Below are 25,027 nucleotides of genomic sequence, written 5' to 3' on the forward strand. Positions count from 1 at the left end.
GTGCGGGACAACGTCCTCGACCTGCGCCCGCTGCGCACCAGTGCCGCCTATCGCGACCTGTGGGCAGGCTCGGCCGTCGGTGGCCTCGGCTTCCAGGTGGCCACGGTCGCGGTGCTGCTCCAGGTGTGGGAGCTCACGCACAGCCCTGTGTGGACCGGTGCGATCGGCCTCGCGACCGCTGTACCCCTCCTCGCCCTCGGCCTCGTCGGCGGGCACCTCGCCGACGTGCACGACCGCCGCACGATCATGCGCCTCGCGTCGGCCGGCCAGGTGATCTCCGCAGTGGGCCTCGCCGCGCAGGCGCTCGCGGGCAACCGGTCCGTGTGGGTGCTGCTCGGTCTCGTGAGCCTCGGTGCGGCGTGCAACGCGCTGGGCTCGCCCGCGCGCCGGACGGTGCCGCCGCGCCTCCTGCCCGCCGACCAGGTCGCGGCCGGGCTCGCGCTGCAGAACCTCGCGTTCCAGGTCGCGATGCTCGTCGGGCCGGTGCTCGCCGGCCTCGTCGTCGCGCGCTGGGACCTCGCGGCCGCCTACGGCGTGCAGGTGGCGGCGGCCGTGGTCGCCCTGCTCGGGCTGGTGCGGCTGCCGCCGCTCCCGCCGGTGCCGACGCCTGCCGTGGTGCCGGCTTCGGACGGCGGCCCCGCACCCGTGACCGGGCCCGTGCAGGTGCCGGACGGTGGACCGGTGCCGGACCACGGACGACCCGTGCGCCGTCGGGCCGCGGCGGGCGGCTGGTCGATCGTCTGGAAGCGGCCGACCCTGCGGGGCTCGTTCGCGACGGACGTCGCGGCGACCGTGCTCGCGATGCCCGTCTCCTTGTTCCCGCTCGTCAACGAGATCCGGTTCGACGGCGACCCGCGCACCCTCGGGCTGTTCCTCTCGGCGGTCGCGGTGGGCGGGATCGGCGCGGGACTGCTGTCCGGCGCGGTCACGCGCGCGCCGCGGTCGGGCGCGCTGCAGCTCGCCGCGGCGGCGACGTGGGGGCTCGCCCTCGCGGGCTTCGGGCTGGCCGGGCCGCTGTGGCTCGCGCTCGCGTGCCTCGCGGTCGCGGGGGCGGCGGACACGGTGTCGGTCGTGACGCGCGGAGCGCTCGTCCAGCTCGAGACGCCCGACGAGTTCCGGGGCCGCGTGTCGTCGGTCGAGCACGTCGTGGGGGTCGCGGGCCCGGAGGTGGGCAACTTCCGCGGCGGGGTCCTCGCGTCGTTGACCTCGGCCCCCGTCGCCCTGGTGGCGGGCGGGCTCGCAGCGAGCGCCGTCGTCGGGCTGGTCGCCTGGCGCAACGCGCCTCTGCGTCGCTACCGGACCCCGGCCGCGACGACGGCGACGGCGAGGGGGGTGCCCGCCGAGACGACGTAGGTGCGTCGTCCTCCCTCGGCGGCCGACGGCTCGACGCGTGCGGTGAGGCCGGCACGGAGGGCGTCGACACGACGAGTCAGTCGACCGTGACGGCCTCCAGCACCGGCAGGCGCGAGGCCCGGATGCCCGGCCACACGCTCGCGACCAGCCCGATCACGACCGCGAGCCCCAGGACCGCGAGCACCTGCCCCCAGGGGACCGCGAGGCTCGTGAGCCCCTGCTCGGCGAGCACCCCGGGCAGCGCCGCGGCGATCGCGATGCCCGTGATCACACCCAGCACGGTCCCGTAGACCGCGGTCAGGACGGACTCGATCGTGATGATGCCCGCGAGCTGGAGGCGCCCGAGGCCCACCGCGCGCAGCAGCCCGATCTCGCGCGTGCGCTCGATGATCGACAGCGCGAGCGTGTTGACGATGCCCAGCAGCGCGATGACGATCGACAGCCCGAGCAGCGCGTAGAGGATCACGAGGACCTGGTCCACCTGCGCCGCGGCCGCGCTGGCGAGCTCCTCGCGGTCCAGGACCGAGACCACGAGGAAAGGCTTGACGGCCGCGGTGAGCGCATCGCGCAGCTCCGCGGTCGTGGTCCCGGGGGCCGCGGTCACGTACACCGCGTAGGTCGGGATCTCGGGGGCGCCCACGCTCGCGTAGGTCGCGTCGGCGAGGACCACGTCGGACGAGATGACCTGGGTGTCGATGATCGCCCCCACGCGCACGTCCTGGGTACGGGCGCCGTCGTCGCTCGTCAGGGTCAGGGTGTCGCCGACCGCCCACGCGTCGTCCCGCGCCGCGGTCCGGCTGACCACCGCCTCGCCGTCGGCGAGCGCCCGGTCGGGGTCTCCCTCGACCACGGGGGCGTCGAGCGCCTCGGTGAAGAACCCGGGCGGCACGACCGTGGCGCCGCTGGGCTCGCCGTCCACGTCGAGCGTCCCGAGCCGCAGCGAGAGCGCCTGCCCGACGGCGGGGAGCCCGGTCATGGCGTCGGTGACACCCGGGGGGAGCGCACCCGTGGCGGCGGCGGCCTGGACCACGTAGTCGGCCCGCACCTGCTCGTCGACGATCGACCGGACCGAGGCCTGCGTCGAGGCCGCGATGACTCCGGTCGCGCTCACGAGGGCCATCCCGATCAGGAGCGCGCCGGCCGTGTTCGAGGTGCGGCGGGGGCTGCGCGTGACGTTGCCGCGGGCCAGCCGACCGAGCGGCCGGATCGCGGCCACAGCCGGGACGGCGAGCACCGTGATGACGGCGCCGGCGATCGCGGGGGACAGGACCAGGACGCCCACGAGGGCCGCGCTCGCGCCCACCGCGAGCAGGACCCGCGGGTTGAGGTCGTCGACCAGCGCCCACCCGGTCGGGTCGGCCGACGCCGAGCTCCCGAGGCGCGAGGCGAGCACCAGGAGCCCGGCACCGACCAGCGTGAGCACCAGCCCGACCACCGCGCGGGTGCCGGTCCCGCGGTCCGGTGCGACGTCGTCGTGCATGGCCTGGACCGGAGGGGTGAGGGCCGCGTGGCGGCCCGGGACCGCGGCCGCGACCACGCTCACCAGGACCCCCAGCGAGATCGCGACCACGACCGACGTGACGCTCAGCGGCACGCGACCCGAGAGCTCCATGCCGGTCGAGCCGAACGCGGCGCGCAAGCCGCTGACCAGGACCCGGCCCAGGACCACGCCCGCGGCCGCTCCCAGGAGCCCGACCGCGACCGCCTGCGCGAGGATCGACGCGAAGACCTGAGCGGGCGAGGCCCCGAGCGCGCGCAGCAGCGCGAACTCGCGCTGGCGCTCGCGCACCGACATCGCGAACGTGTTGGCGATGATGAACGCCCCCACGAACAGCGCGATGGCCGCGAAGACCAGCAGGAACGTCTCGATGAAGCCGAGGATCTGCTCGACGCCCTTACGGGCCTCGTCGCGCATCGCCTCGCCCGTGAGCGACTCGGCCCCCTCGGGCAGGACCTCGGCCACGCGGTCGGAGAGCACCTGCTCGGACACGTCGCCCGCGGCGTAGACGGAGATCGTGGGGACGGTCCCGTCGGGCGCGTAGGTCGCGAGCGCGGTCGCGGGGTCGAGCCCCACCAGGATGGTGCCCGCCGCGGCGGCCTCGATCGCGAAGACCCCCGTGACCGTGACGGGCTGCGGGGCGCCTGCGAGGACCACGGTCGTCGCGTCGCCCGTGGTGAGACCTGCGGCCGAGGCCGCGCTCTCCTCGAGCGCGATCTGCGTGCCGCCCACGGGCCAGGTGCCGCTCGCGAGGGTCACGGTCGGCTCGTCCGGTCCTACCGCGATCCCGATGCTCGGGGGCCCTGACGTCGTGACGGCCGTGCCGTCGGCCGCGACCAGGACGATCGGACCCGACGCGTCGGGCACGGCGCGCGCGACGCCGTCGACCCCCGCGACCGTGTCGGCGAGCGCGACCGGGACGGGCGCGTGCGGTGTGCCGAACGAGCTGCCCGCGCTCGTCGTGGCGTCGATCTCCTCGGCGCCGCGCACGTACACGTCGGCGACGAGGGTCGTCGCGATGATCTCGTCGAACGTCGACGACAGCATCGCGCGGAACGTGAACGTCCCCACGACGAACGCGACCCCGAGCATCACGGCGAGCGTCGACAGCAGGAAGCGGACCAGGTGGGCCCGGACCCCGCGCAGCGCGACCCGCAGCATCAGTCCTCCTCCGCCTGCCCGAGCGCGTCGAGGATGTCGCGGCGGGTCGGGGCCGCGAGGTCGGCCGTGATCCGCCCGTCGGTCAGGAACAGGACCCGGTGCGCGTACGAGGCCGCGCGCGGGTCGTGCGTGACCATGACGACCGTCTGCCCCAGCTCGTCGACCGACCGCCGCAGGAAGCCCAGCACCTCCGCGGACGAGCGCGAGTCCAGGTTGCCCGTGGGCTCGTCGGCGAACACCACCGACGGCCGCGACACCAGGGCCCGCGCGCACGCGACCCGCTGCTGCTGCCCGCCCGAGAGCTCGGACGGCCGGTGGTGCAGCCGGTCGCCCAGGCCCACCGCGGCCACGACCTCGTCGAACCACGCGCGATCCACGGGGGCGCGCGCGATGTCGAGCGGGAGCGTGATGTTCTCCGCGGCGGTGAGCGTCGGGACCAGGTTGTACGACTGGAACACGAACCCGATCCGGGTCCGCCGCAGCGCCGTCAGGCGCCGCTGCGAGAGGCGGCTGACCTCGGTCCCGTCGATCACGACGCTGCCCGACGTCGGGGTGTCCAGGCCGGCCATGCAGTGCATGAGCGTCGACTTGCCCGAGCCCGAGGGGCCCATGATGGCCGTGAGCTCGGCCGCGCGGAAGTCGACGTCGACGCCGTCGAGGGCGCGGACCGTCGTCTCGCCCTGGCCGTAGGTCTTGACCAGGCCGCGGGCACTGGCGGCGCTCCCCGGCACGGCGGTGCTTCCGGAGGCGCCGGGCACGGCGCCCCGCGGGGAGGGGCTCGCCGGGGACTGCGGGGGAGTCGGGTGCGCCATCGGGGTCTCCGTTCGCTCGGGTGGATCCATCGTGTCCCGACCCGGGGTGACGTGCGACACATCGGCGGTTCTCGCGTCTGGTCCTCCGATCGTCCGGAACCCGTCCTGGGGGCAGCGGCCACGGGGTGTCCGGTCCGTCGACCGGTCGCCCCCGGGGCCGCAGTAGCGTGGAGGCATGGTCTCCCACGCAGTGGTCAACGTGCTCGACGCCGTCCCCGACCCGGGCGCTGCCCCACCCGTGCGCTGGGGGATCCTCGGCGCGGGGAACATCGCGGGCTCGTTCGCCGACGAGGTGCGGACGTTCACGCAGGGCCACGTGGCGGCCGTGGGCTCGCGCGACGAGCACCGGGCACGGGACTTCGCGCAGCGGCACGCGCCCTCGGCGACCGTCCACGGCTCGTACGAGGCGCTCGTCGCGGACCCCGACGTGGACGTCGTGTACGTCGCGACCCCGCACTCGCACCACCGCGACCACGGGCTGCTCGCGATCGCGGCGGGCAAGCCCGTGCTCATGGAGAAGGCGTTCACGCGCAACGAGGCGGAGGGTCGCGAGGTGCTCGACGCCGCGCGGGCCGCGGGCGTGTTCGTCATGGAGGCCATGCTCACGCGGCACCTGCCGCACGTCGCCGCGATCCGCGCGCTGATCGCGCAGGGTGAGATCGGCGAGGTCCGGTCGGTCACGGCCAGCTACGGGTCGAACGCCGCGTACGACCCGGCGGGCCGGCTCTTCGCGCCCGAGCTCGCGGGGGGTGCGCTGCTCGACATCGGGATCTACCCGCTCGCGTTCGCGACGGACCTCCTGGGCATGCCCGACGACGTCACGGCCGTCGGTCTCGCGGCTCCCACCGGGGTGGACGCCCAGTCGACCGTGGTGCTGCGGTACGGGGACCGCGCGACGGCGACGCTCGCCTCGTCGGTCCTGGCGCAGTCGGCGACGTCGCTCGTGATCGCGGGGTCGGGCGGGCGGATCGAGGTCGTCGACCGCTTCATGGTGCCCACGGCCTTCAGCGTGGTCTGGGCCGACGGCGCGCGCCGCGACTACGACGGGTACGCGCCGGGGGCCAAGCAGTACGAGGCGGCCGAGGTCGCGCGCTGCCTCGCGGCGGGGCTCACCGAGAGCCCGCGCATGACGTGGCAGGACACGCTCGACCTCCTGCAGGTCATGGACCGGGCGCGCGCCCAGCTGGGGGTCGTGTACCCGGGGGAGTAAGGGATGCCGGGCCTGGGGTGCCGGGTGCCGGGTGCCGGGTGCCGGGCGTCGGTGCCGGGCGTCGGTGCCGAGAACGAGGTCGTGGTCGTCCTGACGGCCAGGACGAACTCGATCGCTGGGTTCGACCGCACGCAACCTCGTGCTCGTCCGCGACGGCCTGGGCGCTGTACGACCACACCTCGGGCAATCACCCGTGGCAGCGTTCTCACGGGGTTAGCGTGAACCCATGAGCAACGACGCCCGCACCGCGGCACCGACCGACCAGCCCACCTCCCTGCCTCACCTCGCTGCGACCGCCGCCGACCTCCCCGAGGTGATCTCCGGCGTCGTGCCCGATCCCCGGACCGCGCCCACGGTCCGCTGGGGGATCCTCGGGGCCGGGAACATCGCCGGGTCGTTCGCCGAGGCCGTGCGCGACCACACCCGGGCGCGCGTCGTGGCCGTGGGCTCGCGCGACCGCGTCCGGGCCGAGCGCTTCGCGACCGAGCACGGCATCCACACGACCCACGCCGACTACACCGAGCTCGTTGAGGACCCTCAGGTCGACGTCGTGTACGTCGCCACGCCCCACTCGCACCACAGGGACCACGCGCTGCTGGCCATCGCCGCGGGCAAGCACGTCCTGGTCGAGAAGGCGTTCACGCGCAACGAGGCCGAGGCGCGCGAGATCCTCGACGCCGCCCGGGCCGCGGGCGTGTTCGTCATGGAGGCCATGTGGACGCGCTTCCTGCCGCACGTCGCGGCGCTGCGCGGGGTGATCGCGCGCGGTGAGATCGGCGAGATCGTCAACGTGACCGCCGACCACGGCCAGTTCTTCCCGTTCGACCCCGAGCACCGGCTCTACGCGCCCGAGCTCGCGGGCGGTGCGCTGCTCGACCTGGGCGTGTACCCCGTGTCGTTCGCGCACGACGTGCTGGGGGCGCCGTCGTCGGTCACCGCGGTCGGTGCGCTGACCGAGACAGGGGTCGACGGCCAGCTCGGCATCACGCTCGGGTACGGCCGGGCCATGGCCACGCTGTCGACGACCCTGTGGTCGCAGACGCCCAACGTGGCGTCGATCTCCGGGACCGCGGGGCGCATCGAGGTCGAGGGCACGTTCTACGCCCCGACGTCGTTCCGCGTGGTCCGTCACGACGGCGCCGAGTGGCGCTACGAGGGCTTCCGGGGCGAGGGCAAGCAGTACCAGGCGGCCGAGGTCGCGCGATGCGTCGAGGCAGGCCTGACCGAGAGCCCGCGCATGACGTGGCAGGACACGCTCGACGTCATGCGGACCATGGACGAGGTCCGCCGCCAGACGGGCGTGGTCTACCCGGGCGAGTGAGCCGGGTCGCGTGAAGGGGTGCCGCGCTCGCCCGGGGTGCCGAGTACGGGGTCGTGGTCGTCCTGACGAGCAGGACGACCACAACCCCGTACTCGCCGGGCGCGGGGCTCAGCCCGCGGTCGGCTCGTCCGTGTGCTCGACGACGTAGCTGCGGCCGTCCGGACCCGTCACGTACTCGAAGCGCGTCTTGAGCTCGCGGTCGCGCTCGGCCTCGGCCGCGGAGACGCCACGCCCGGGAGAGCCCTGCTTCCCGACCTGGGCGGGGCCGAAGATCGGCAGGAACGTCTCGGTCATGCGCAGGCCCAGGGGGCGTCGTCGCTGCTTGTCGGCCATGCGCCTCTCCTCACGAGAACGGTGCAACTGCATGGTGCACCAATGATTGGTGTACCAAGCATAGGCGAGATCTGGCTACCATGGCGACATGACCACCTCGACCGAGAGCCCCGCAACGCCCGCCCGCAGCGGCTACGACCCCCTCGCTCTCGAGTCGCAGGTCTGCTTCGCGCTGTCCGCGGGGGCGCGTGCCATGGTCGCCATGTACAAGCCGCTGCTCGAGCCCTTGCGCCTGACCCACCCGCAGTACCTCGTGATGCTGGCCCTGTGGCAGGACGCGGCGGCCGGTGAGCGCACCACGGCCACGTCGCTCGCGGACCGGCTCCACCTGGACCCCGGCACGCTCTCGCCGCTCGTCCGCCGTCTGGAGACCACGGGGTACCTCACCCGGTCGCGCAACGAGCACGACGGCCGGGTCGTCGACGTCACGCTGACCCCGGCCGGTCGCGAGCTGCGCGACCAGGCCGAGCACGTCCCGCCCGCGATCACCGCCGCGACGGGCCTGACCCTCGACGAGCTCGTCGAGGTCCACGCGGCGGCCTCGAAGGTCGTGGCCGCGGCCCTGCGGGCGGGTGTGATCTAGCCCGGCGCTGCGCAGGTCGTTTGCCCGCGGCCGCCCACATCACCGCGAAGCACGCAGACGCGCCCCAGCCGTGCCTAGGGTGGCGCGATGAGTACTCCCACCGCCTCCCACCCGCGAACGGCCCGTGCGCGCGGACTGGCTGCCGCCACGCTCCGGCAGTGGCACCTGCACCCCCGGTGGGCCATGGCGCTGCGCGGCGCCGTGGCCGCCGCGGTCGCGTGGGTCGTCGGGATCGTGCTGCCCGAGCCCTTCTCCGACTATCCGTACTACGCGCCGCTCGGCGCCGTCGTCGCGACCACGAGCACCGTGGCCAGGTCCGTCCGGGAGTCCTTCCAGGCGGTCGGGGCGATCGTCGTCGGGGCGCTCGTGGCCCGCGGTGCGGACCTCGTGCTCGCGCCCAGCGCACTGTCGATCGCGCTCGTCGTCGCCGTCTCGATCCTCGTCGCGGGGTGGGGGCTCCTGGGGGACATGGGGTCGTGGGCCGTGACCTCGGCGCTGTTCGTCCTCATCATCGGGAACGCGGACAAGGTGGGGTACATGGGGGCGTACATCGGGCTCGTCCTGGTCGGTGCGCTGGTCGGGATCGGGATCAACCTGCTGTTCCCGCCGTTGCCGCTCGCGGCCTCCGACGTCGAGCTCGACCGTCTCAGGAGCGCGCTCGCAGACCAGCTCGACCACCTCGCGGACGGGCTCGACAGCGACGTCGCACCCTCCCCCGAGGAGTGGGACGACCGGCGACTGCTCCTCGGGCCCGTGGTCGACCGGTCGCAGCGGTCGGCCGAGCAGGCGCGCGAGGCGGCACGCATCAACCGCCGCGCCCGCCGGTACGCGGAGGCGACCCGAGCCCAAGGCTCCCAGGCGAGCGCGCTGGGGGTGACGTCGTCGGTCGTCGGGGACCTGACCCGGCTCGTCACCGGGTGGGAGCGGCAGGACCTCGACGACCTCGCGTTCGGCCAGTCCCTGAGGCCCCTCGTGCGCGACGCCCTGCGCGCGTACGCGGGAGCCGTGCGGTCCACGGCCGGGGCGCTCGCGGACCCGGAGGCCCTCGACCGCGTCCGGGACGCGACCGAGCGGCTGCGGCGGGCAGTGCGCGAGGTGCGCAGCGGCTCGGACGAGGACTACTTCGTCGCGGGGGCGACCGTGCTGGCGGTCCGGCGCGGGGTCGCGGCGCTCGAGGAGTAGCGGGCTCGTCGCCCGGCGCACCGTGAGCGAGCGTCAGGCGTCGGTCACGCTGATCGACCCGTCCTGCCCGACGGCGAAGCGCACCTGGTCGAGCCCGCTCGCCCCCGCGTCGGGGGCCACGGCGGCGCCGACGAGCTGCTCGAGCGAGTGCGTGCCCTCGACGACGAGCACCGCGCACCCGGCCGCCCGTCCGGCCGCGACCCCGGCGGGCGCGTCCTCGACCACGAGGCACCGCGACGGGTCGACGCCCAGGCGCTCGGCGCCCAGCAGGAACGGGTCGGGGTCGGGCTTGCCGTGCGTGACGTCGTCGGCCGTGACGACGACCGCGGGCGGGACGAGGCCGGACGCCCCGATGCGCGCCGCGGCGAGCGGCCGCGTGCACGACGTGACGATCGCCTGGCGCGTGGCCGGCAGGGACGCGAACGCGTCGACCGTGCCGGGCAGGATCCGCACGCCCTCGTTGTCGTTGAGCTCGAGGTCGTGGATCCGCTCGTACGCCTCCTCGACCTGGTCGGCCGGCAGGAGCCGCGCGATGAAGGTGCGGGCGGGGGTGCCGTGCTCGATCTGGAACGAGTCGGCGTCCGGCAGGCCGTACTCGTGCGCCCAGCGGCGCCAGTTCCGGTCGACCGCGGGCACCGAGTCGATCAGGGTGCCGTCCATGTCGAACAGGATCGCGTCGAACGTGCGCCCGGCGAACGCGGCGCCCGGCGTCGGGAGCGGGGGAGGCTCAGGGAGGTCGGGGCTGGGTACGGGGAGGACGGACATGCCCCGAGGCTACCGGCCGTGCCGGGCTGCCCGACGGGTGTCAGGCGGCCCGACTATCGTGGGCGCGTGAGCACACCCGGTTACTTCATCTCGTTCGAGGGCGGCGACGCCGTCGGCAAGTCCACCCAGTCCCGCCTCCTGGGGGAGTGGCTGGGCGAGCTGACCGGCCGCGAGGTCGTGCTGACGCGCGAGCCCGGGGGCACGGAGCTGGGTGTCGAGCTGCGCCAGGCCGTGCTGCACGGCCGGGACATGGACGCTCGCACCGAGGCCCTCATCTACGCCGCGGACCGCGCGCACCACGTCGCCCACCTGGTCCGCCCCGCGCTCGAGCGCGGCGCGGTCGTCGTGACGGACCGCTACCTCGACTCGTCGGTCGCCTACCAGGCGGGCGGGCGGGAGCTCGGTGTCGACGAGGTCGAGCTCATCTCGCTGTGGGCCGTCCAGGGGCTCATGCCCCACGTGACCGTCCTGCTGGACCTGGACCCGGCCGTCGCGGCCGAGCGTCTCCAGGGGAAGCCGGACCGTCTCGAGAGCGCCGGTCTCGACTTCCACCGGCGCACGCGCGAGGCGTTCCTGTCGCGCGCTGCCGCGGACCCCGAGCGGTGGGTCGTGATCGACGCGACCGCCTCGATCGAGGACATCCAGGCCCAGATCCGGGTGGACCTCGCGGTCCGGCTCGAGCTCACGCCCGTGGTCGAGGAGGCCGAGGACACGGTCGAGGCGCTGCCCGACGACGGGTTCGACGACTCCGACTCCGCGATCGGCTACGCCCCGGACCTCGCGGACCTGCCGGTCACGTCCCCCGTGACGCACCCCGCCCCGGGGCCGGCCGAGCGGACGAGCGCCCCGTGACCGTCTGGGACGACGTCGTGGGGCAGGAGCACGCGGTCGAGCTGCTCTCGGCCGCGGCGACCGACCCCGCGGCCATGACGCACGGCTGGCTCCTGACGGGACCGCCCGGCTCGGGCCGGTCGAACGCCGCACGGGCCTTCGCGGCCGCGCTGCAGTGCGAGCAGGGCGGGTGCGGGGTGTGCCAGGCGTGCACCACGACCCTCGCGGGCACCCACGCGGACGTGACGATCGTCGCGACCGAGAAGGTGACCATCGCGATCAGCGAGGTGCGTGACCTGGTGGGCGTCGCCAGCCGCCGACCCTCGCAGGGGCGCTGGCGCGTCATCATCGTGGAGGACGCCGACCGCATGGCCGAGCGCACCACCAACGTCCTCCTCAAGGCCATCGAGGAGCCGCCGCCCCGCACGGTCTGGATCCTGTGCGCGCCCAGCCCGCAGGACGTCCTGGTGACGATCCGTTCACGGTGCCGCGGCGTGGCGCTGCGGGTGCCGCCGGTCGAGGCCGTCGCCCGTCTGCTCGTCGCCCGTGACGGCGTGGACCCCGTCGTGGCCGAGGCCGCTGCGCGCGCCGCCCAGAGCCACATCGGCCTGGCGCGCCGGCTGGCCCGGGACGGCAAGGCGCGCGAGCGCCGCTCCTCGGTCCTGTCGATCGCGCGTCGCATCCGTGGCGTCGGGGATGCCGTGGTCGCCGCGGGCGAGCTGGTCGAGGTCGCCCAGGCCGAGGCCAAGGCCGCGACCGAGGAGCGCGACGCGGTCGAGAAGGCCGAGCTCCTGCGCGCCCTGGGGGTCGAGGCCGGGGGCGTCATGCCGCCCAAGCTGCGCTCTCAGCTCACAGACCTCGAGAAGGACCAGAAGCGCCGTGCGACCCGCCACCAGCGCGACGTCCTGGACCGCGCGATGCTGGACCTGCTCTCGCTCTACCGCGACGTGCTCGTGGTCCAGCTCGGGGCTCACGTGGACCTCGTGAACACCGAGCTCGCGGAGAGCGTGCAGGCCCTTGCCGAGGACTCGACCCCCGAGCAGACCGTGCGCCGCATGGACGCGATCGGGGTGGCTCGGGAGCGCCTCGACGGCAACGTGGCGCCGCTGCTCGCGCTCGAGGCCATGGCGATCGCCCTGCGCCCGCAGGGCTGAGCGATGAACGGGCCGCCGTCCACCGAGGGGGTCGATCGGCTCGCGCTCGCTCTTCTCGTCGGCGGCCCGTACTCGGTGGACGGCGTGCCCACACCGCTGGTGTCAGCAGCGTGGCCGCGTGATCAGGAGCACCCCCGCCGGGCCCGTGCCGTGGGCGCCCTGGTCGTGGACCTGGTCCAGGCGGGCCTCGCCTCGCTCCTGGACGTCCGGTATGCCTCGGACCGGGCGACAGCTGCTGTGACCCGTCCGATCCCGGTCGGCGAGGCCGTCCAGGATCCGGCGACGCTCTTCCCCGTCGGGGTCGCTGCGACGTCTCGAGAGGGGGTCCCGCATCTCTTCGCCGAGGAACCCCTGGATCTGCTGATGTGGCCCGACGGCGCCACGCCCGCTCCCGACGACGAGGGGCGCCGGCATCTGTGCGTGGGGCTCGGTCGGCTCCACGCACTCTGCGTCGCAGCGAGCGAGGCGGACGACCCGGCCGTCGAGATCGACGTCCTCGCGCTCCTCGACGTGCTCGCGCGCGTGCGCTTCGCCGGGGCCGAACCGCCCGAGCCAGCGGTCTCGAGCGTGATGCTGGTCCTTTCGGCCGTCGCCGGCGCGAACGCCGCGGACCCGGTCCGTGACGTGGCGGGGTTGCTGGCGTTCCTGACGGAACGGACCGGGTGGGCGCCCTCCGCGACGCCGTGGGTGGCGCCTGCGGACCTGTTCGGGTCCGACGCCTGGCTCACGCGCCGCTGAGCGCGAGCCGCTCAGCCCACCGCTCAGACCGTCGATGCCTCGCGCGCGGCGACGATCCGCTCGCCGTTGGCCTCTGACCAGGCGCGGATCGCGTCGACCGGGCCCAGGAGCGAGCGGCCCAGGCCCGTGAGCGAGTACTCGACGCGCGGGGGGACCTCGGCGTAGACGGTCCGCGTCACGATCCCGTCGCGCTCGAGAGAGCGCAGCGTCTGCGTGAGGACCTTGGGGGTCACGGCGCCGATCTTCTCGCGCAGCTCCCCGAACCGCAGCACGCCGGTCCGCAGCGCCATGAGGACGAGCAGCGTCCACTTGTCCCCGAGACGCTCGACCACGAGCCGCGAGGGGCAGGTCGGGGAGAAGACGTCGGGGACCTCGTCGACCGATCCAACAGTATCCATCAGGTAATAATGGCACGTTGAAGTCATTGGTACCCGTTGGATACCGTCAGGTCCATCGCGACGCACCGGGCGTCGTCGGCGCCCCGTCGGGGCGGGTACGAGGAGGCTGACATGAAGGTTCTGCTGACGGGCGGCACGGGATACATCGGGTCCGCGGTGCTCGCCGCGCTCGTGGCTCGCGGTCACGAGGTGACGGCCCTGGTCCGCAGCGAGGGGTCTGCGCGCACGGTCGAGGTCGCGGGAGCGACACCGGCCGTCGTCGACCTCACGGACACCACGGCGGTCGCCACGCTCCTCGCGGACGCCGACGCCGCGGTCCACGCCGCAGCCGCGAGCGACGGCTCGAGCCCCACGATCGACGCCTCGGTCGTCGACGCGGTCCTCGCGACGTTCGACGGCACGGCCCGGCCGTTCGTCCACACGAGCGGCATCTGGGTCTACGGGAACGGGGACGCGATCGACGAGGACTCGCCCCTGGACCCGCCCGCGATCGTCGCGTGGCGCCTCCCGATCGAGGAGCGGCTCCTCGCGGCCACAGCCCAGGGGCGCGTGGCCGGGTCGGTCGTGGTCCCCGGCGTCGTCTACGGCCATGGTGCGGGCATCCCGGGGATCGTCGCGGGTGCGCCGCGCAGCGAGGGGCCCGACGGCGCATCCCTCGCCCTCGTGGGCAGCGGCACCCAGCGCTGGGCGACGGTCCACGTCGACGACCTCGCCGAGCTCTACGTGCTCGCGGTCGAGCAGGGCCTGACCGGCCGCCTCCTCGGCACGGCCGACGGGTCTGCTTCCGTCATCGACCTGACGCGTGCGGCGAGCCGTGCCGCGGGGCTGGGTGGCGCCGTCGGGCCAGAGGACGAGGGCGCGACGCGCGAGCGCCTCGGCGCGCCCTTCGCCGACGCGCTGCTCCTCGACCAGCGGGTCGCGCCCGTGACGCGTGCGCGCGCCCTGGGCTGGAGCCCGCGCCGCCCCTCGCTCGTCGAGGAGCTCGAGACCGGGAGCTACGCGCCTGCCGTGTCTGCGCACTGAGACCCGACGGCCGGGGCGATGGACTTCACCCCGGCCTTCCGGGAGGATGTGGCGACCTGCCCCGCGACGAGAGCGAAGCAATGGCCGACAACGGTTCCACCCGGACGACCGACCGACGGGGAGCCGACCGGCGTCACGGCGAGAAGGGCGGCGCTCTTGCGCTGACGGGCGCCGTGATCGCCTGGGGCGTCGCCCTGATCCATCTGGTCAACGGCTTCACCCGGCCGCTCGGGATCATCGATGTGCGGTCGATCTCCCCTTCCGGTGGCGCGCAGGAGCGCGAGAGCATGTCCGTGAGCGCGGTCGAGGGCACCTCGATGCCATGGACGGACGTCTATCTCCACCGCCCGCTCGACAAGATCGACCTGATCCTGTTCTTCGCGCTCGTCGGGACGGCATGCTTCCTCGGGTACCTGCTGGCCCGCCGCGGGGCACGCGGAGCGCAGGCCGTCCTGGACGGCTCGTCGACGTCCCGCTGGCTCGGGATCGTGCTGGTCGCGGTAGGCGTCGTGCCCGCGCTCGCCCAGCAGCAGGGATCCCTCGCTCGGCTCGCGGACGCCGGGCTCGAGGAGGTCCTCGCCCCCGTCGACCCGGAACTCGGCTGGGGGTGGATCGTCGCAGGGCTCGGACTCGTCGTCGTGGTACCGGCCCTGCAGAGGGCGGTGCGGCGGCGTCGGGACTGAGCGCTGGTGGCACTCGACGTTCACCTGATCGTCGGACGGACGGCCCGCAGCGGTCGTCGACGCGTGGCGCGGCGGCGCTAGCGTCGCGAGCGACAAGACACCGGACCACCGGAAGGGCACTTCGACGATGACCCTCACGCTCACGCTCGTCCGCCACGGGCAGACCGTCCTCAACGCGCGCCGCCACCTCCAGGGGGCGTGCGACTCCCCGCTGACCCGCACGGGTCGCGCCGGGGTGCGCGTGACCGCGCAGCACCTTGCGCGGCACGACTTCAGCACCGCGTACTCCTCGCCCCAGGGCCGCGCGGTCCTCACAGCCATGGAGATCCTGCGCCACCACCCCGACCTGCCCATCACGGTCGACACCGACCTGCGCGAGCTGTCGTTCGGTTCGTTCGAGCGACGTCCCGAGCGCGAGCTCGACGCGGTCGTGCCGTGGTCGGTGCTCGTGCCCGCGGTGCTCGCGGGCACGCACCCCGGGGTCGGCGGGGGCGAGCCGGGGGCCGAGTTCATGGCCCGGGTGCGCGGGGTGTTCGGGCGCATCGTGGCCGCGCACGACGACGCCTCGGGGCCGGGGGCGGGCCGCGACCGGAACGTGCTCGTCGTCGGGCACGGGCTGACGCTCGGTGCCTACCTCGCGACGATCGCCCCGTCGGGGCTCGCGGCGCTGCCGAACGCCTCGGTCTCGACCGTCGAGGTCACGGACGGTGTCGCGCGCGTCGTGGCCGTGGGCGTCGACGTCGCGGGGCACGGCGCTGTCGCGGCGCGGCCCGCACCCGTCTCGGCCTGAGGCCCGCGCCCGCCCGGCCGGCACGCGGCGCGTCACGGCGCGTCAGGCTGCTGCGGGCGGGGTCGGGTCCGGCACGACCACCGGCCCGCCGACGATCGCCTCGATCTCGGCGCGGTAGTACCGGCGCTGCCCACCCAGCGTCCGGATCGCGGAGAGCCGCCCGCGCGACTCCCACCGGCTCACGGTCTGAGGGCCGACACGGAAGACGAGCGCGACCTCTGCGGGGGTCATGAGCTGGTGGGGTCGTTCCGGCCGGTCCATCGTGTCTCCCAGGTTCCTGGCGCGCGTCGCGTGCCCGCTCGGTCGGGCCGCAGGTCGGCGACCCATTTCTCCCCGATGCTGGTGCACCACGGGTCCACTCACGTGCCAGGGTCCGTTCGGGTGAGTAGGGCCACGGCGGAATCACGGGGTGCTCAGCAGGCTCCGCCGAAGGCCTGAGTAGCCGGGTGAAGTGCTCGCGCGCAGTCGGTCGGATCCAGCGCCTCGTGGCACCCTGGAGTATTCGGCTCATCGCGACGCACTGGGGGAGTGGTGCTGTGACGACAAGGAACGAGACCGACGGAGATCTCGAGGCGGTGCTCGACGCCGTCCTGCGCGGCGACGGACCACAGCCCGTCGGTCGCTACGTGCTCGACGTCCCGACGGGGAAGTGGTGGTGGTCGGACGAGCTGTTCGCGATGCACGGGTTCGTCCCGGGCGAGGTCGTCCCGACGACCGAGCTCATGCTCGCGCACAAGCACCCCGACGACCTGTCGCGCGTGCAGGGGGTGCTCGCCGAGGTGACCAGCCGTGGGACGCCGTTCAGCTGCACCCACCGGATCATCGACGCCCACGGCCGCACCAGGACCCTGGGTGTGGTGGGGCAGGGGGACCTCGACGACGAGACGGGGGTCGTTACGCGGGTCACGGGGTACTTCATGGACCTGACGGAGACGCACGGCGCGCGCGTCCGGGAGGAGGCCTCGGCGGAGATCAGGGCGTCGGCCTCGCACCGGGCCGCGATCGAGCAGGCCAAGGGCGCGGTCATGGTCCTCTACGGCCTGAGCGAGGACGAGGCGTTCGCGCTGCTGCGCGACCACTCGAGCATCACGAACGAGCCCGTGCGGTCGATCGCTGCTCGACTGATCGCGAGCATGACGGATCTCGGGGGGAGCACCGCGACGCGGGAGGACCTCGACGCGTTCTTCGCGCCGCCGACCCCGACGCTCCCTGCCGATCTCAGGCTCCCGACGGCGCCGCTCGCCGGGAGCGCGCCACGTCACCGAGGATCACGGCGAGCAGGACACCGTTCGAGATCCAGTTGATCGCGAGCGGGGACAGCACCGGGTAGGTCGCGTAGAGCAGCCCGAGGGCCCCGACGCCAGCGACGTGGGGCAACGACCAGGATCCGCCGGTCGCGCGACGGAACAGGGTGTTGCCCGCCAGGTAGACCATGCCCGCGCCGCAGATCAGCCCTGCGGTCCACGGGTCGGCGTGCCCTGAGCCCTCGTGGCCGAGCGGGTGCAGCAGCACGAGCTCGTCGGCCACGGCCGTGAGCACGATCCCGACCACGAGCAGGTATGGGACGTACGTGTAGGCGGTCTGGGCGATCATGCCCGTCGAGGCCGAGCCGGCGAAGTACGCGGTCGCGCGCCGTTCGGAACGGTCGAAGTACAGCAGCCACATGAGCACGGTCGAGGCGAACGCCGCGAGGAACGCGAGGACCACGGTCGCGCTCAGCTCGAGGTCGCCGAACGCGGTGCCCGTGACGATGATCGACTCGCCCAGGCTGATGATGATGAAGAGGCCGACGCGCTCGGCCATGTGCTCGCCGCGCACGACCCACGTCGAGGGGTCCGTGGGTCCCAGCACGGGCACCCGGAAGAGCGCTCGGGGTCCGGCGTAGTCGACGAGCACCGCGACGATCCACAGGATCAGGCGCCACGAGTCGTCGGGCACCAGGGCGCCCGCGACCCAGAAGATCCCCGAGGTGACCTGCCAGATCGTGATGCGCACGAAGTTCGTGCCGTTCTCGGGCCAGTGCCGGTGGAGCGCGTACGTGGTCCAGGCCGAGCGCCCCACCTGGATGGCGACGAACGTCCCCGCGAACAGCAGGGCCTTCTCACCGAACGCCTCGGGGATCGCGCTCGACATGAGCAGGCCCAGCAGCATGAGCACGAGGAGCAGGGTCCGCACGGGCAGGCGCTCGGGGTCGAGCCAGTTGGTGACCCACGTGGTGTCGATCCACAGGTACCAGACCGCGGCCCCCAGGATGAGCGTCTGGACCAGGGTGGTGCCGTCGGGGTGGGCGATGAGCGAGTGCGAGAGCTGGGTGACCGCGAACACGAACACGAGGTCGAAGAACAGCTCGATGTAGCCGACCTTGTCCGAGTCGTGCCCGTGCCCGTGGCGCAGGACGTCGGTGCGCATGCCCCACGTGCCCGGCGTGCGGGCCGCGGGCTGGTCGGTCGGGGGAGCGCTCATGGGCGCGATCCTCGCACGCCGCGTGGGTGGCAGCGCGCGCTCACTCCACGGTGAACGCCTTGCCGGGCCAGTAGGCCCACTCCTCGAAGTCCGCGACGCGGCCGTCGTCCGCGAAGCGCAAGATCCACAGGTCCCGGTACTCCTGAGGTTCGGGGCCGCCGTAACGGACCTCGAGCCGCACCACGGCCGTCGTGCCCTCGACCGCGACGGGCGCGGCCCGCAGGGTGAACGTCTCCCCGGAGTCGACGAGCCAGAAGTCCCGGATCTCGCCGTGGCCGTGCAGGGGATCGTCGTAGGGCGAGCGGGCGTAGCGGGCGTCCTCGGTGAACAGGGTCTCGACGGCGCGCAGGTCCTCCTCGCGCCAGGCCGCCTCGTACGCGGCGACCCAGGTCATGACGGCCTCGTGGTCCATGCGTGCCTCCGCTCGTCGGTCCCTCGACCGTAGTCCGGGCCGCGCGCGCCCGCATTCGCCTGGTCGTGCGGGCTCCGCCCCCGGCACAATGACTCTCGGCGGGCACGATCGTCGCGACACGCGCACGCCATCCGACGACAAGGAGGCCCGGCATGGTCGGCACGGCAGCGGTCCTGGGCATGACGGCGGTCGCCCTGGGCATGGTCCTGACCCCCGGACCCAACATGGTCTACCTGGTCTCGCGCAGCATCAGCCAGGGGTGGCAGGCGGGCATGGTCTCGCTCGCGGGGACCGCGGCCGGGTTCGTGGTCTACATGACCCTGGCGAACGTGGGTCTCGCAGCGGTCTTCGTCGTGGTGCCGTGGCTGTACGTCGGCCTGAAGGTCGCGGGCGCGTGCTACCTCCTCTATCTCGCGTGGAGGACGCTGCGACCGGGTGGGCGCTCCCCGTTCGAGGCGCAGGACCTCCCGCGCGACTCGCGCGCGACCCTCTTCCGCATGGGCCTGCTCACCAACCTGCTCAACCCCAAGGCCGCGATCATGTACCTCGCGCTCATCCCGCAGTTCATCGACCCGACCGCGGGCAGCGTCATGGGGCAGGGGTTCGTGCTGGGCGGCGTGCAGATCGGGGTGAGCGTGCTCGTCAACGCGGGGATCGTGCTGGCCGCGGGCAGCATCGCGGTGTTCCTGCGCTCGCGCCCCACGTGGATGCGCTGGCAGCGGCGCGCGACCGGCACGCTGCTGGGCGCGGTGGGGGTCAAGCTCGCGATGGACGCCCCGGCCCCGGCGGCGGCGTGAGGACGCGCCGCGACGAGTGGGTCGTGGATACCGACGGTCTCTCCGACGAGGAGCGGGTCCGCACGACGCGCGAGGTCCTCGCCCTGTTCGCGTCCGACGTGGCCGAGGTGGCGTTCGACGTCGTGACACCGGACGGGCCGATCCCGCCGGGCTTCGCGGAAGCTGCGAAACTCTTGCGTCACCGGGCCGGAGGTCCCGTCGAGGACCCGGGGTACTGGACGTTCGACCGCGCGCCGGTCGACGACGAGGTCTGGGCCGCACTCCTGGCCGTCGCCCCGTCCTCGTACTCCGCGGACCTCTACGGCCCGCAGGGCGGCGCGCCGGTCGTCTCGCTCGCCGACGAGGCGACGTCGGTGGGCGTCCGGGCGACCGGGGAGCGGCTCGCCCAGGTCGAGCGGGTCGTCGGCAGGGACCGGTTGGTCCCCCTCGCGGAGTGGCACGCGCGTCGTCGTGCCGCCCGCCGCGAGGCCCGACGGCGCCGCTCACCGCACGGGTCGGCCTCACCCGGGTCCTGACCAGGGGAGAGGAGTGGCGACGTGCGGGTGGTGCGCTCCGCCGTCGGGCAGGAGGTCCTCCTCACACGGTCCGCAGGGACCGCGCCCCCAGCGCGAGCAGCGGTGCCACGAGCGTCGCCCCGGCGACGAAGAGAGCGACGCCCGACCACCCCGCGTGGACCCACGCGACGCCCCCGAGCCAGCCGAGCAGGCTCGACGCCGCGTAGTAGAAGACGTTGTAGAGCGACGTCGCCTGCGCCCGACCCACGACCGCCCGGTGCCCCACCCACCCCGACGCGACCGCGTGCGCCCCGAAGAACGCCGCCGTCAGGACCACAAGACCCAGCAGGATCACGGGCAGCTGCGGGGCGAGCGTCAGGAGCGCCCCCGCGCTCATCGCGGCCCCCGCCGCCGCCAGGACGCGGCGGCGCCCCCACCGGACCGTGAGGCTGCCCGCGAGCCTCGACGAGACCGTCCCGCCCAGGTAGGCGAAGAACACGAGCGACGTGACCGCGGGCGACAGCAGGTAGGGCGGGGCCTCGAGGCGAAAGCCCAGGTAGTTGTAGATGGTCACGAACCCGCCGATGACCAGGGCGCCGTTGGCGTACAGGACGAGCAGGCCGCGGTCGCGCAGGTTGGCGGTCACCAGCGCGCCCACCTCGCGCAGCCGCGCGCCGCCCGGAGAGAAGCCCCGTGCGCGGGGAACCAGCAGCACGAACGCCAGGGTCGCGACCGCGCACAGCGCCGACACCGTCGCGAGGCCCACGCGCCACCCCGCGAGCTCGGCGACCGGCGCTGCGAGCACCCGGCCCGCGAGCCCGCCCACCGACGCCCCGCCCACGAACAGCCCCGCGACCACGGCCGTGTGCGCGGCGTGCACCTCCTCGTGCAGCAGCGTGACGGCGAGCGCCGGCACCCCGCCGAGCGCGGCCCCCTCGAGGAAGCGGCCCGCGACGAGCAGCTCGGTCGTGGGCGCGAACGGCACCAGGACGCCCAGGGCGCTCGCGGCCACGAGCGCGGCCCGCATGGCGCGCACGCGCCCGACGCGATCGGCGACCACGGACCAGGGGAGGACCGCGAGCGCGAGGCCGAGCGTCGCGGCCGAGACCGTCAGGGACGCGGTCGGGGCCGAGACCCCGAGGTCGGCCGCGACGACCGGGAGGATCCCCTGAGGTGAGTAGAGCTGCGCGAACGTCGCGACCCCTGCGCACACGAGCGCGACGACCGTCCGGCGGTATCCCCGGGAGCCGCGCCGGTGGCCCGTCCACGCCGCGGGTGGGAGGGGAGCGGGCACCAGGGTCGTGGTCATGCGCTCGACGCTAGGAATCACCGACTCTTGCGTCCAATGCATGTTTGACTGTCGACGCATACGCTCGGCGCATGGATGTCACCCTCGACGAGCAGACCCGCCGCCTCCTGCCCCTGCTGCCCGCGTTCGTCGCGGTCGCCGAGGTCGAGCAGGTGACGCTCGCCGCCGCGATGCTGCGGGCCCCGCAACCGACCGTGTCCCGGGCCGTCGCCCGGGTCGGGGAGGTGCTCGGCGTCCCGGTCGTCGAACGGCACGGACGCGGCATCCGCCTGACCGACGCGGGCCGCGCCCTGCTGCCCCACGCTCGCCAGGCGCTCGCGGCGCTGGGCGCGGGCGTCGACGCGGTCCGCTCGGCCGAGGCGCTCGCGCGCGGCACCCTGTCGGTCGCGTTCCAGACGTCCCTGGGCGAGTCCGTGGTCCCTGCGCTCATCAAGGAGTTCCTCGCGGGGCACCCCGCAGTCCGCTTCACCATGACGCAGGGCGCGCGCCGGACGTGCCTCGACGCGCTCGCCGCGGGCGAGGCGGACATCGCCCTGGTCTCGCGTCTCGTGCCGGCCCCGGCCGGGCTCGACACCCTCACGCTCTTCCAGGAGCCGCTGGTCCTCATGGTCCCGGCGGGGCACGAGCTCGCGGGGAGGACGGGCGCCACGCTGCGCGACGCGGTGCGCTCGACCTTCATCACGCTCAAGCACGGGTACGGTCTGCGCGGGACGGTCGACGCGCTGTGCGCCGCGGCGGGTGTGCGCCCGACCATCGGGTTCGAGGGCGAGGACCTGCACACCGTCCGGGGGCTCGTGGCCGCGGGCCTGGGCGTGAGCGTCCTGCCGCCCGCGCGTCACCCCGTGCACGAGGGTGTCGAGCTCCGTCTCGACGAGCCCGTCACGACGCGCGACATCGGCGCGGCGTGGTCCCCGCAGAACACGTCGCCCACGCTGGCCGCGTTCGTCGTAATGCTCCGTGCGGGGACGTCGGTCGCGGGGGCGCAGGCCGTGGGAGCGCGGGCCGGTGGGGTGCCCGACGGCGGAGCGTCCGTCCGCTGAGCCTGCGTCCCGGTCATCGGTCGCGAGGGCCGCGCCCGGGTGAACTGCCGGGTGTGATGCGCGTCGCTCTCGGTGTCGCAGGGCAAGAACGACGGGCCGCGCGACATGATGAGGGTGACGGGTGACGCCACCGCGGGCCCGCGACGATGCCTCGAAGGAGTACCGCTCATGACTTCCCTGCGCCGCCTCGCCCCCGCCGTCTCGCTCGTCGCGCTCCTGGCGCTCACCGCGTGCGGCACCGACACCGACTCGGGCGGCGCCTCGCCCACCGAGGAGAGCAGCAGCGCCGAGGAGACCACGCCGGCCGAGGACACGCCCGAGGCCCCGCTCAACGCCGCCGACCTGCCGATCGAGGCGGGGGCCAACGGGATCGACCTGCCCGACGGGATCGACCCGCCCTCGAACGGTGGCACGGGGGCGGCCTGGACCGCCGAGGACGGCTACCTGTACGTCGTGACGTTCGGGTCGAGCACGTGCCCGACCGTCGCCGAGGGTGAGGCGACCCTCGAGGGGAGCGACGTCGTCGTGACCTTCGAGAAGGTCGAGGACAACAAGCCCTGCACCATGGACATGCGCGGCTGGACCACGGTCGTCAAGGCGCCCGAGGGCGTCGACGAGTCGGCCGACGTGACCGTGAAGCTGGACGAGGCGGGCTCGGTCGTCCTGACCCCGCGTGCGGCCGCGGGCCAGGTCGGCGAGGCCGCGTGGGTCGAGCAGTCCTGACCTCCTGACAGCGCTGGGCGGCGGCACGGGGCGCCGCCCGTGAAGTTCGCGTGAAAGGGCTGGGCCCGGAGACCTCGAACGAGGTCCCGGCCCAGCCCGACCCGTTACCGTTGCCGGGTGAAGACGCCCTCCCGCCGCACGTCAGCGCTGTCCGCTGCGACGCTCGCCCTCGCCCTGCTGCTCGGCGCGTGCGCCCCCTCGCCCAAGGTGCAGAGCCCAGCGCAGACTGCGTCGTCGGGTTCGACGGGAACCGGTGAGGAGGTGCCGGCCGAGCTCGCCGAGTTCTACGGCCAGACCCTCCAGTGGGAGGACTGCGGCGGCGGGTTCGAGTGCACGACCGCCATCGCACCGCTGAGCTGGAAGGACCCCGCGCAGGGCACGATCGAGCTCGCGCTCAAGCGGCTTCCGGCCGAGGGCGAGAAGATCGGCTCCCTGCTGACGAACCCCGGAGGGCCGGGCGGGTCGGGCGTCGAGTACATCACGAGCGCCGCCGCCGGGATCGGGGAGCCCGTGCGCGAGGCCTACGACCTCATCGGGTTCGACCCGCGCGGCGTCGGCTCCTCGACCCCCGTGGTCTGCCTCGACGACGCGGCCAAGGACGAGTCGCTCTCGCGCTCGTTCGAGGACAGCGACGAGGGGCGCGCGGCGATGGCCGCCGACCTCGAGGCGTGGGCCGATGCGTGCGCCCAGAACACCGGGGACCTCCTGGGCAACGTCGACACCCAGAGCGCCGCACGCGACATGGACATGCTGCGCGCGGTCCTGGGCGACTCGACGCTCAACTACCTCGGCTTCTCCTACGGCACCCAGCTCGGCGCCACGTACGCGGGCCTGTACCCGGAGAAGGTCGGGCGCATGGTGCTCGACGGCGCGATCGACACCACGCTTTCCTCCGACGAGATCGGGGCGCAGCAGGCCGTCGGCTTCGAGAACGCCCTGCGCGCCTACGTCGAGGACTGCCAGGGCGGCAAGGACTGCCCGCTCACGGGGACCGTCGACGAGGGCATGGCGCAGATCCGGGCGTTCCTGGACCAGGTGGGCGAGCGGCCCCTCAGGACGAGCAGCGACCGTCGCCTGACGCAGACGCTCGCGTTCTACGGGATCGCGCTGCCGCTCTACAACAACGAGAACTGGTACGCCCTGACGGCGGCACTCGACGCCGCGATGAACGGCAACGACGGCACCATGCTGCTGAGCTTCGCGGACCTCTACAACAGCCGCAACGCCGACGGGACCTTCAGCGACAACTCGGCCGAGGCCTTCCGGGCCGTCAACTGCCTCGACGCGCGCGGCAACCCCGACCCCGAGTTCATGAAGGAGCAGGCCGCCCAGATCGAGGAGGCCGCCCCGACCATGGGCTCGTTCTTCACCTACGGCGGCATGGCGTGCGTCGACTGGGCCTACCCGGTCGCGGACCAGGAGTTCGACCTGCACGCCGAGGGCGCCGCGCCCATCGTCGTGATCGGGACCACGAACGACCCCGCGACTCCGTACGTCTGGGCCGAGGGCCTGGCCAAGGCGCTCGACTCGGGCGTGCTGCTCACGTGGGAGGGCGAGGGTCACACGGCCTACGGTCGCTCGAACGCGTGCCTCGAGGACGCCGTGGACGCGTACCTGGTCGACGGGAAGGTCCCCGAGGACGGGAAGGTCTGCTGAGCGCCGGCCGCGTCCGGCGGCGGGTGCGGCCGGCTCGGGGTGGATCGGGTGGGCGGCGGGCTCCGGCGGGCTCTGACGGGCTCCGTGAGGAGCTTGCCCGACGCCGTCGCGGAGGTCGGTTTGTCTCGACGCCCTCGCGTTGGGTACAGTAGCGACGCTTGCTGAAACGGAGCGCCGCAAGGCGAGACGTCCGGTACGCGCCGCCTTAGCTCAGTCGGTAGAGCGTCTCACTCGTAATGAGAAGGTCAACAGTTCGATTCTGTTAGGCGGCTCAGACAGGAAGGCCCGGAACCTCGAC

At 73.9% G+C, this 25,027-nt stretch carries 26 protein-coding genes and 1 tRNA gene; 18 read left to right on the forward strand and 9 right to left on the reverse strand.

Features of this window, described 5'->3' with window-relative positions; all coding sequences use genetic code 11:
- Window positions 1-1,353, forward strand: a complete 1,353-nt coding sequence (locus ASE15_RS09350; protein ID WP_056762974.1) for an MFS transporter — start codon at window positions 1-3, stop codon at window positions 1,351-1,353.
- 76 nt (window positions 1,354-1,429) lie between these two features.
- Here the strand turns inward: ASE15_RS09350 and ASE15_RS09355 are convergent, their stop codons facing one another.
- Together ASE15_RS09355 and ASE15_RS09360 are read right to left on the reverse strand one after the other, a co-directional pair.
- Window positions 1,430-4,012: an ABC transporter permease gene (locus ASE15_RS09355; protein WP_056762977.1), complete on the reverse strand. Its 2,583-nt coding sequence runs from the start codon at window positions 4,010-4,012 to the stop codon at window positions 1,430-1,432.
- Complete coding sequence (locus ASE15_RS09360; protein WP_235534312.1) at window positions 4,012-4,824, reverse strand: ABC transporter ATP-binding protein; 813 nt, start codon at window positions 4,822-4,824, stop codon at window positions 4,012-4,014. The genes ASE15_RS09355 and ASE15_RS09360 overlap by 1 nt, the downstream gene beginning before the upstream one ends.
- 175 nt (window positions 4,825-4,999) lie before the next feature.
- On the opposite strand from ASE15_RS09360, the gene ASE15_RS09365 reads away from it, so the two are divergent.
- Complete coding sequence (locus ASE15_RS09365; RefSeq protein WP_056762979.1) at window positions 5,000-6,034, forward strand: Gfo/Idh/MocA family protein; 1,035 nt, start codon at window positions 5,000-5,002, stop codon at window positions 6,032-6,034.
- A gap of 226 nt (window positions 6,035-6,260) precedes the next feature.
- Window positions 6,261-7,355 (forward strand): Gfo/Idh/MocA family protein, encoded by a 1,095-nt coding sequence (locus ASE15_RS09370; protein WP_082618341.1) that lies wholly within the window; start codon window positions 6,261-6,263, stop codon window positions 7,353-7,355.
- Between the two features lie 108 nt (window positions 7,356-7,463).
- Here ASE15_RS09370 and ASE15_RS09375 read toward each other — a convergent pair whose 3' ends face one another.
- Window positions 7,464-7,688 (reverse strand): hypothetical protein, encoded by a 225-nt coding sequence (locus ASE15_RS09375; RefSeq protein ID WP_056762982.1) that lies wholly within the window; start codon window positions 7,686-7,688, stop codon window positions 7,464-7,466.
- An 88-nt stretch (window positions 7,689-7,776) separates the two neighbouring features.
- Between ASE15_RS09375 and ASE15_RS09380 the strand changes: the two genes are divergently transcribed.
- Window positions 7,777-8,271 carry a MarR family winged helix-turn-helix transcriptional regulator gene (locus ASE15_RS09380; protein WP_056649379.1) on the forward strand — a complete coding sequence of 165 codons (495 nt, stop codon included), beginning with the start codon at window positions 7,777-7,779 and terminating at the stop codon, window positions 8,269-8,271.
- An 87-nt stretch (window positions 8,272-8,358) separates the two neighbouring features.
- Window positions 8,359-9,453: an aromatic acid exporter family protein gene (locus ASE15_RS09385; protein WP_157257526.1), complete on the forward strand. Its 1,095-nt coding sequence runs from the start codon at window positions 8,359-8,361 to the stop codon at window positions 9,451-9,453.
- 33 nt (window positions 9,454-9,486) lie between these two features.
- Here ASE15_RS09385 and ASE15_RS09390 read toward each other — a convergent pair whose 3' ends face one another.
- A complete protein-coding gene (locus ASE15_RS09390; protein WP_082618342.1) occupies window positions 9,487-10,218 on the reverse strand; it encodes an HAD-IA family hydrolase in 732 nt (243 codons plus the stop codon).
- A gap of 66 nt (window positions 10,219-10,284) precedes the next feature.
- Here ASE15_RS09390 and tmk point away from each other — a divergent pair, with 66 nt between their 5' ends.
- From tmk to ASE15_RS09405, 3 genes are read left to right on the forward strand one after another with little or no spacing between them, the layout of a single operon-like run.
- Window positions 10,285-11,070, forward strand: coding sequence for a dTMP kinase (gene tmk / locus ASE15_RS09395; protein WP_082608778.1), 786 nt, complete (start codon window positions 10,285-10,287; stop codon window positions 11,068-11,070).
- The gene (locus ASE15_RS09400) at window positions 11,067-12,203 is read left to right on the forward strand and encodes a DNA polymerase III subunit delta' (RefSeq protein ID WP_056762985.1); all 1,137 of its coding nucleotides are present in this window, start codon (window positions 11,067-11,069) and stop codon (window positions 12,201-12,203) included. The genes tmk and ASE15_RS09400 overlap by 4 nt, the downstream gene beginning before the upstream one ends.
- A 3-nt stretch (window positions 12,204-12,206) precedes the next feature.
- Window positions 12,207-12,941 carry a hypothetical protein gene (locus tag ASE15_RS09405; RefSeq protein WP_056762988.1) on the forward strand — a complete coding sequence of 245 codons (735 nt, stop codon included), beginning with the start codon at window positions 12,207-12,209 and terminating at the stop codon, window positions 12,939-12,941.
- A gap of 23 nt (window positions 12,942-12,964) precedes the next feature.
- Here ASE15_RS09405 and ASE15_RS09410 read toward each other — a convergent pair whose 3' ends face one another.
- The gene (locus tag ASE15_RS09410) at window positions 12,965-13,339 is read right to left on the reverse strand and encodes a helix-turn-helix domain-containing protein (protein ID WP_056649391.1); all 375 of its coding nucleotides are present in this window, start codon (window positions 13,337-13,339) and stop codon (window positions 12,965-12,967) included.
- A 111-nt stretch (window positions 13,340-13,450) separates the two neighbouring features.
- Here ASE15_RS09410 and ASE15_RS09415 point away from each other — a divergent pair, with 111 nt between their 5' ends.
- The 3 genes from ASE15_RS09415 to ASE15_RS09425 all read left to right on the forward strand — a co-directional run bounded on the left by ASE15_RS09415 (window position 13,451) and on the right by ASE15_RS09425 (window position 15,835).
- Window positions 13,451-14,362 carry an NAD-dependent epimerase/dehydratase family protein gene (locus tag ASE15_RS09415; RefSeq protein WP_056762991.1) on the forward strand — a complete coding sequence of 304 codons (912 nt, stop codon included), beginning with the start codon at window positions 13,451-13,453 and terminating at the stop codon, window positions 14,360-14,362.
- An 80-nt stretch (window positions 14,363-14,442) separates the two neighbouring features.
- On the forward strand, window positions 14,443-15,045 hold the full coding sequence (locus tag ASE15_RS09420; RefSeq protein ID WP_056762995.1) for a hypothetical protein: 603 nt from the start codon (window positions 14,443-14,445) through the stop codon (window positions 15,043-15,045).
- Window positions 15,046-15,172: 127 nt separating this feature from the next.
- Window positions 15,173-15,835 (forward strand): histidine phosphatase family protein, encoded by a 663-nt coding sequence (locus ASE15_RS09425; protein ID WP_056762998.1) that lies wholly within the window; start codon window positions 15,173-15,175, stop codon window positions 15,833-15,835.
- A gap of 42 nt (window positions 15,836-15,877) precedes the next feature.
- On the opposite strand, the gene ASE15_RS09430 is transcribed toward ASE15_RS09425, so the two are convergent.
- Window positions 15,878-16,066, reverse strand: coding sequence for a helix-turn-helix domain-containing protein (locus tag ASE15_RS09430; protein ID WP_331709588.1), 189 nt, complete (start codon window positions 16,064-16,066; stop codon window positions 15,878-15,880).
- 305 nt (window positions 16,067-16,371) lie between these two features.
- Here ASE15_RS09430 and ASE15_RS09435 point away from each other — a divergent pair, with 305 nt between their 5' ends.
- Entirely contained in the window at window positions 16,372-17,139 is a 768-nt protein-coding gene (locus ASE15_RS09435; RefSeq protein WP_082608779.1) for a PAS and ANTAR domain-containing protein, read from the forward strand.
- Here ASE15_RS09435 and ASE15_RS09440 read toward each other — a convergent pair.
- Both ASE15_RS09440 and ASE15_RS09445 read right to left on the reverse strand, forming a co-directional pair.
- Window positions 17,054-18,298 carry a low temperature requirement protein A gene (locus ASE15_RS09440; RefSeq protein WP_056763000.1) on the reverse strand — a complete coding sequence of 415 codons (1,245 nt, stop codon included), beginning with the start codon at window positions 18,296-18,298 and terminating at the stop codon, window positions 17,054-17,056. The two genes, ASE15_RS09435 and ASE15_RS09440, sit on opposite strands and share 86 nt — an antisense overlap.
- Before the next feature lie 40 nt (window positions 18,299-18,338).
- Entirely contained in the window at window positions 18,339-18,710 is a 372-nt protein-coding gene (locus ASE15_RS09445) for a nuclear transport factor 2 family protein (protein WP_056763002.1), read from the reverse strand.
- Window positions 18,711-18,862: 152 nt separating this feature from the next.
- Between ASE15_RS09445 and ASE15_RS09450 the strand changes: the two genes are divergently transcribed.
- Both ASE15_RS09450 and ASE15_RS09455 read left to right on the forward strand, forming a co-directional pair.
- The gene (locus ASE15_RS09450; protein WP_056763005.1) at window positions 18,863-19,507 is read left to right on the forward strand and encodes a LysE family translocator; all 645 of its coding nucleotides are present in this window, start codon (window positions 18,863-18,865) and stop codon (window positions 19,505-19,507) included.
- A gap of 23 nt (window positions 19,508-19,530) precedes the next feature.
- Window positions 19,531-20,022, forward strand: coding sequence for a hypothetical protein (locus ASE15_RS09455; RefSeq protein WP_157277191.1), 492 nt, complete (start codon window positions 19,531-19,533; stop codon window positions 20,020-20,022).
- A gap of 61 nt (window positions 20,023-20,083) precedes the next feature.
- On the opposite strand, the gene ASE15_RS09460 is transcribed toward ASE15_RS09455, so the two are convergent.
- Window positions 20,084-21,310, reverse strand: coding sequence for an MFS transporter (locus tag ASE15_RS09460; RefSeq protein ID WP_157277192.1), 1,227 nt, complete (start codon window positions 21,308-21,310; stop codon window positions 20,084-20,086).
- A gap of 71 nt (window positions 21,311-21,381) precedes the next feature.
- Here ASE15_RS09460 and ASE15_RS09465 point away from each other — a divergent pair, with 71 nt between their 5' ends.
- The 4 genes from ASE15_RS09465 (at window position 21,382) to ASE15_RS09480 (ending at window position 25,001) form a co-directional block, all read left to right on the forward strand.
- Window positions 21,382-22,350, forward strand: coding sequence for a LysR family transcriptional regulator (locus ASE15_RS09465; RefSeq protein WP_082618343.1), 969 nt, complete (start codon window positions 21,382-21,384; stop codon window positions 22,348-22,350).
- Window positions 22,351-22,518: 168 nt separating this feature from the next.
- Window positions 22,519-23,073, forward strand: coding sequence for a hypothetical protein (locus tag ASE15_RS09470; RefSeq protein ID WP_056763011.1), 555 nt, complete (start codon window positions 22,519-22,521; stop codon window positions 23,071-23,073).
- A 117-nt stretch (window positions 23,074-23,190) separates the two neighbouring features.
- Window positions 23,191-24,729, forward strand: a complete 1,539-nt coding sequence (locus ASE15_RS09475) for an alpha/beta hydrolase (RefSeq protein WP_056763013.1) — start codon at window positions 23,191-23,193, stop codon at window positions 24,727-24,729.
- A 199-nt stretch (window positions 24,730-24,928) separates the two neighbouring features.
- Window positions 24,929-25,001, forward strand: a tRNA-Thr gene (locus tag ASE15_RS09480).
- Window positions 25,002-25,027 lie beyond the last annotated feature (26 nt).

The organism is Oerskovia sp. Root22 (assembly GCF_001429135.1).
GTDB classification, from domain to species: domain Bacteria; phylum Actinomycetota; class Actinomycetes; order Actinomycetales; family Cellulomonadaceae; genus Oerskovia; species Oerskovia enterophila.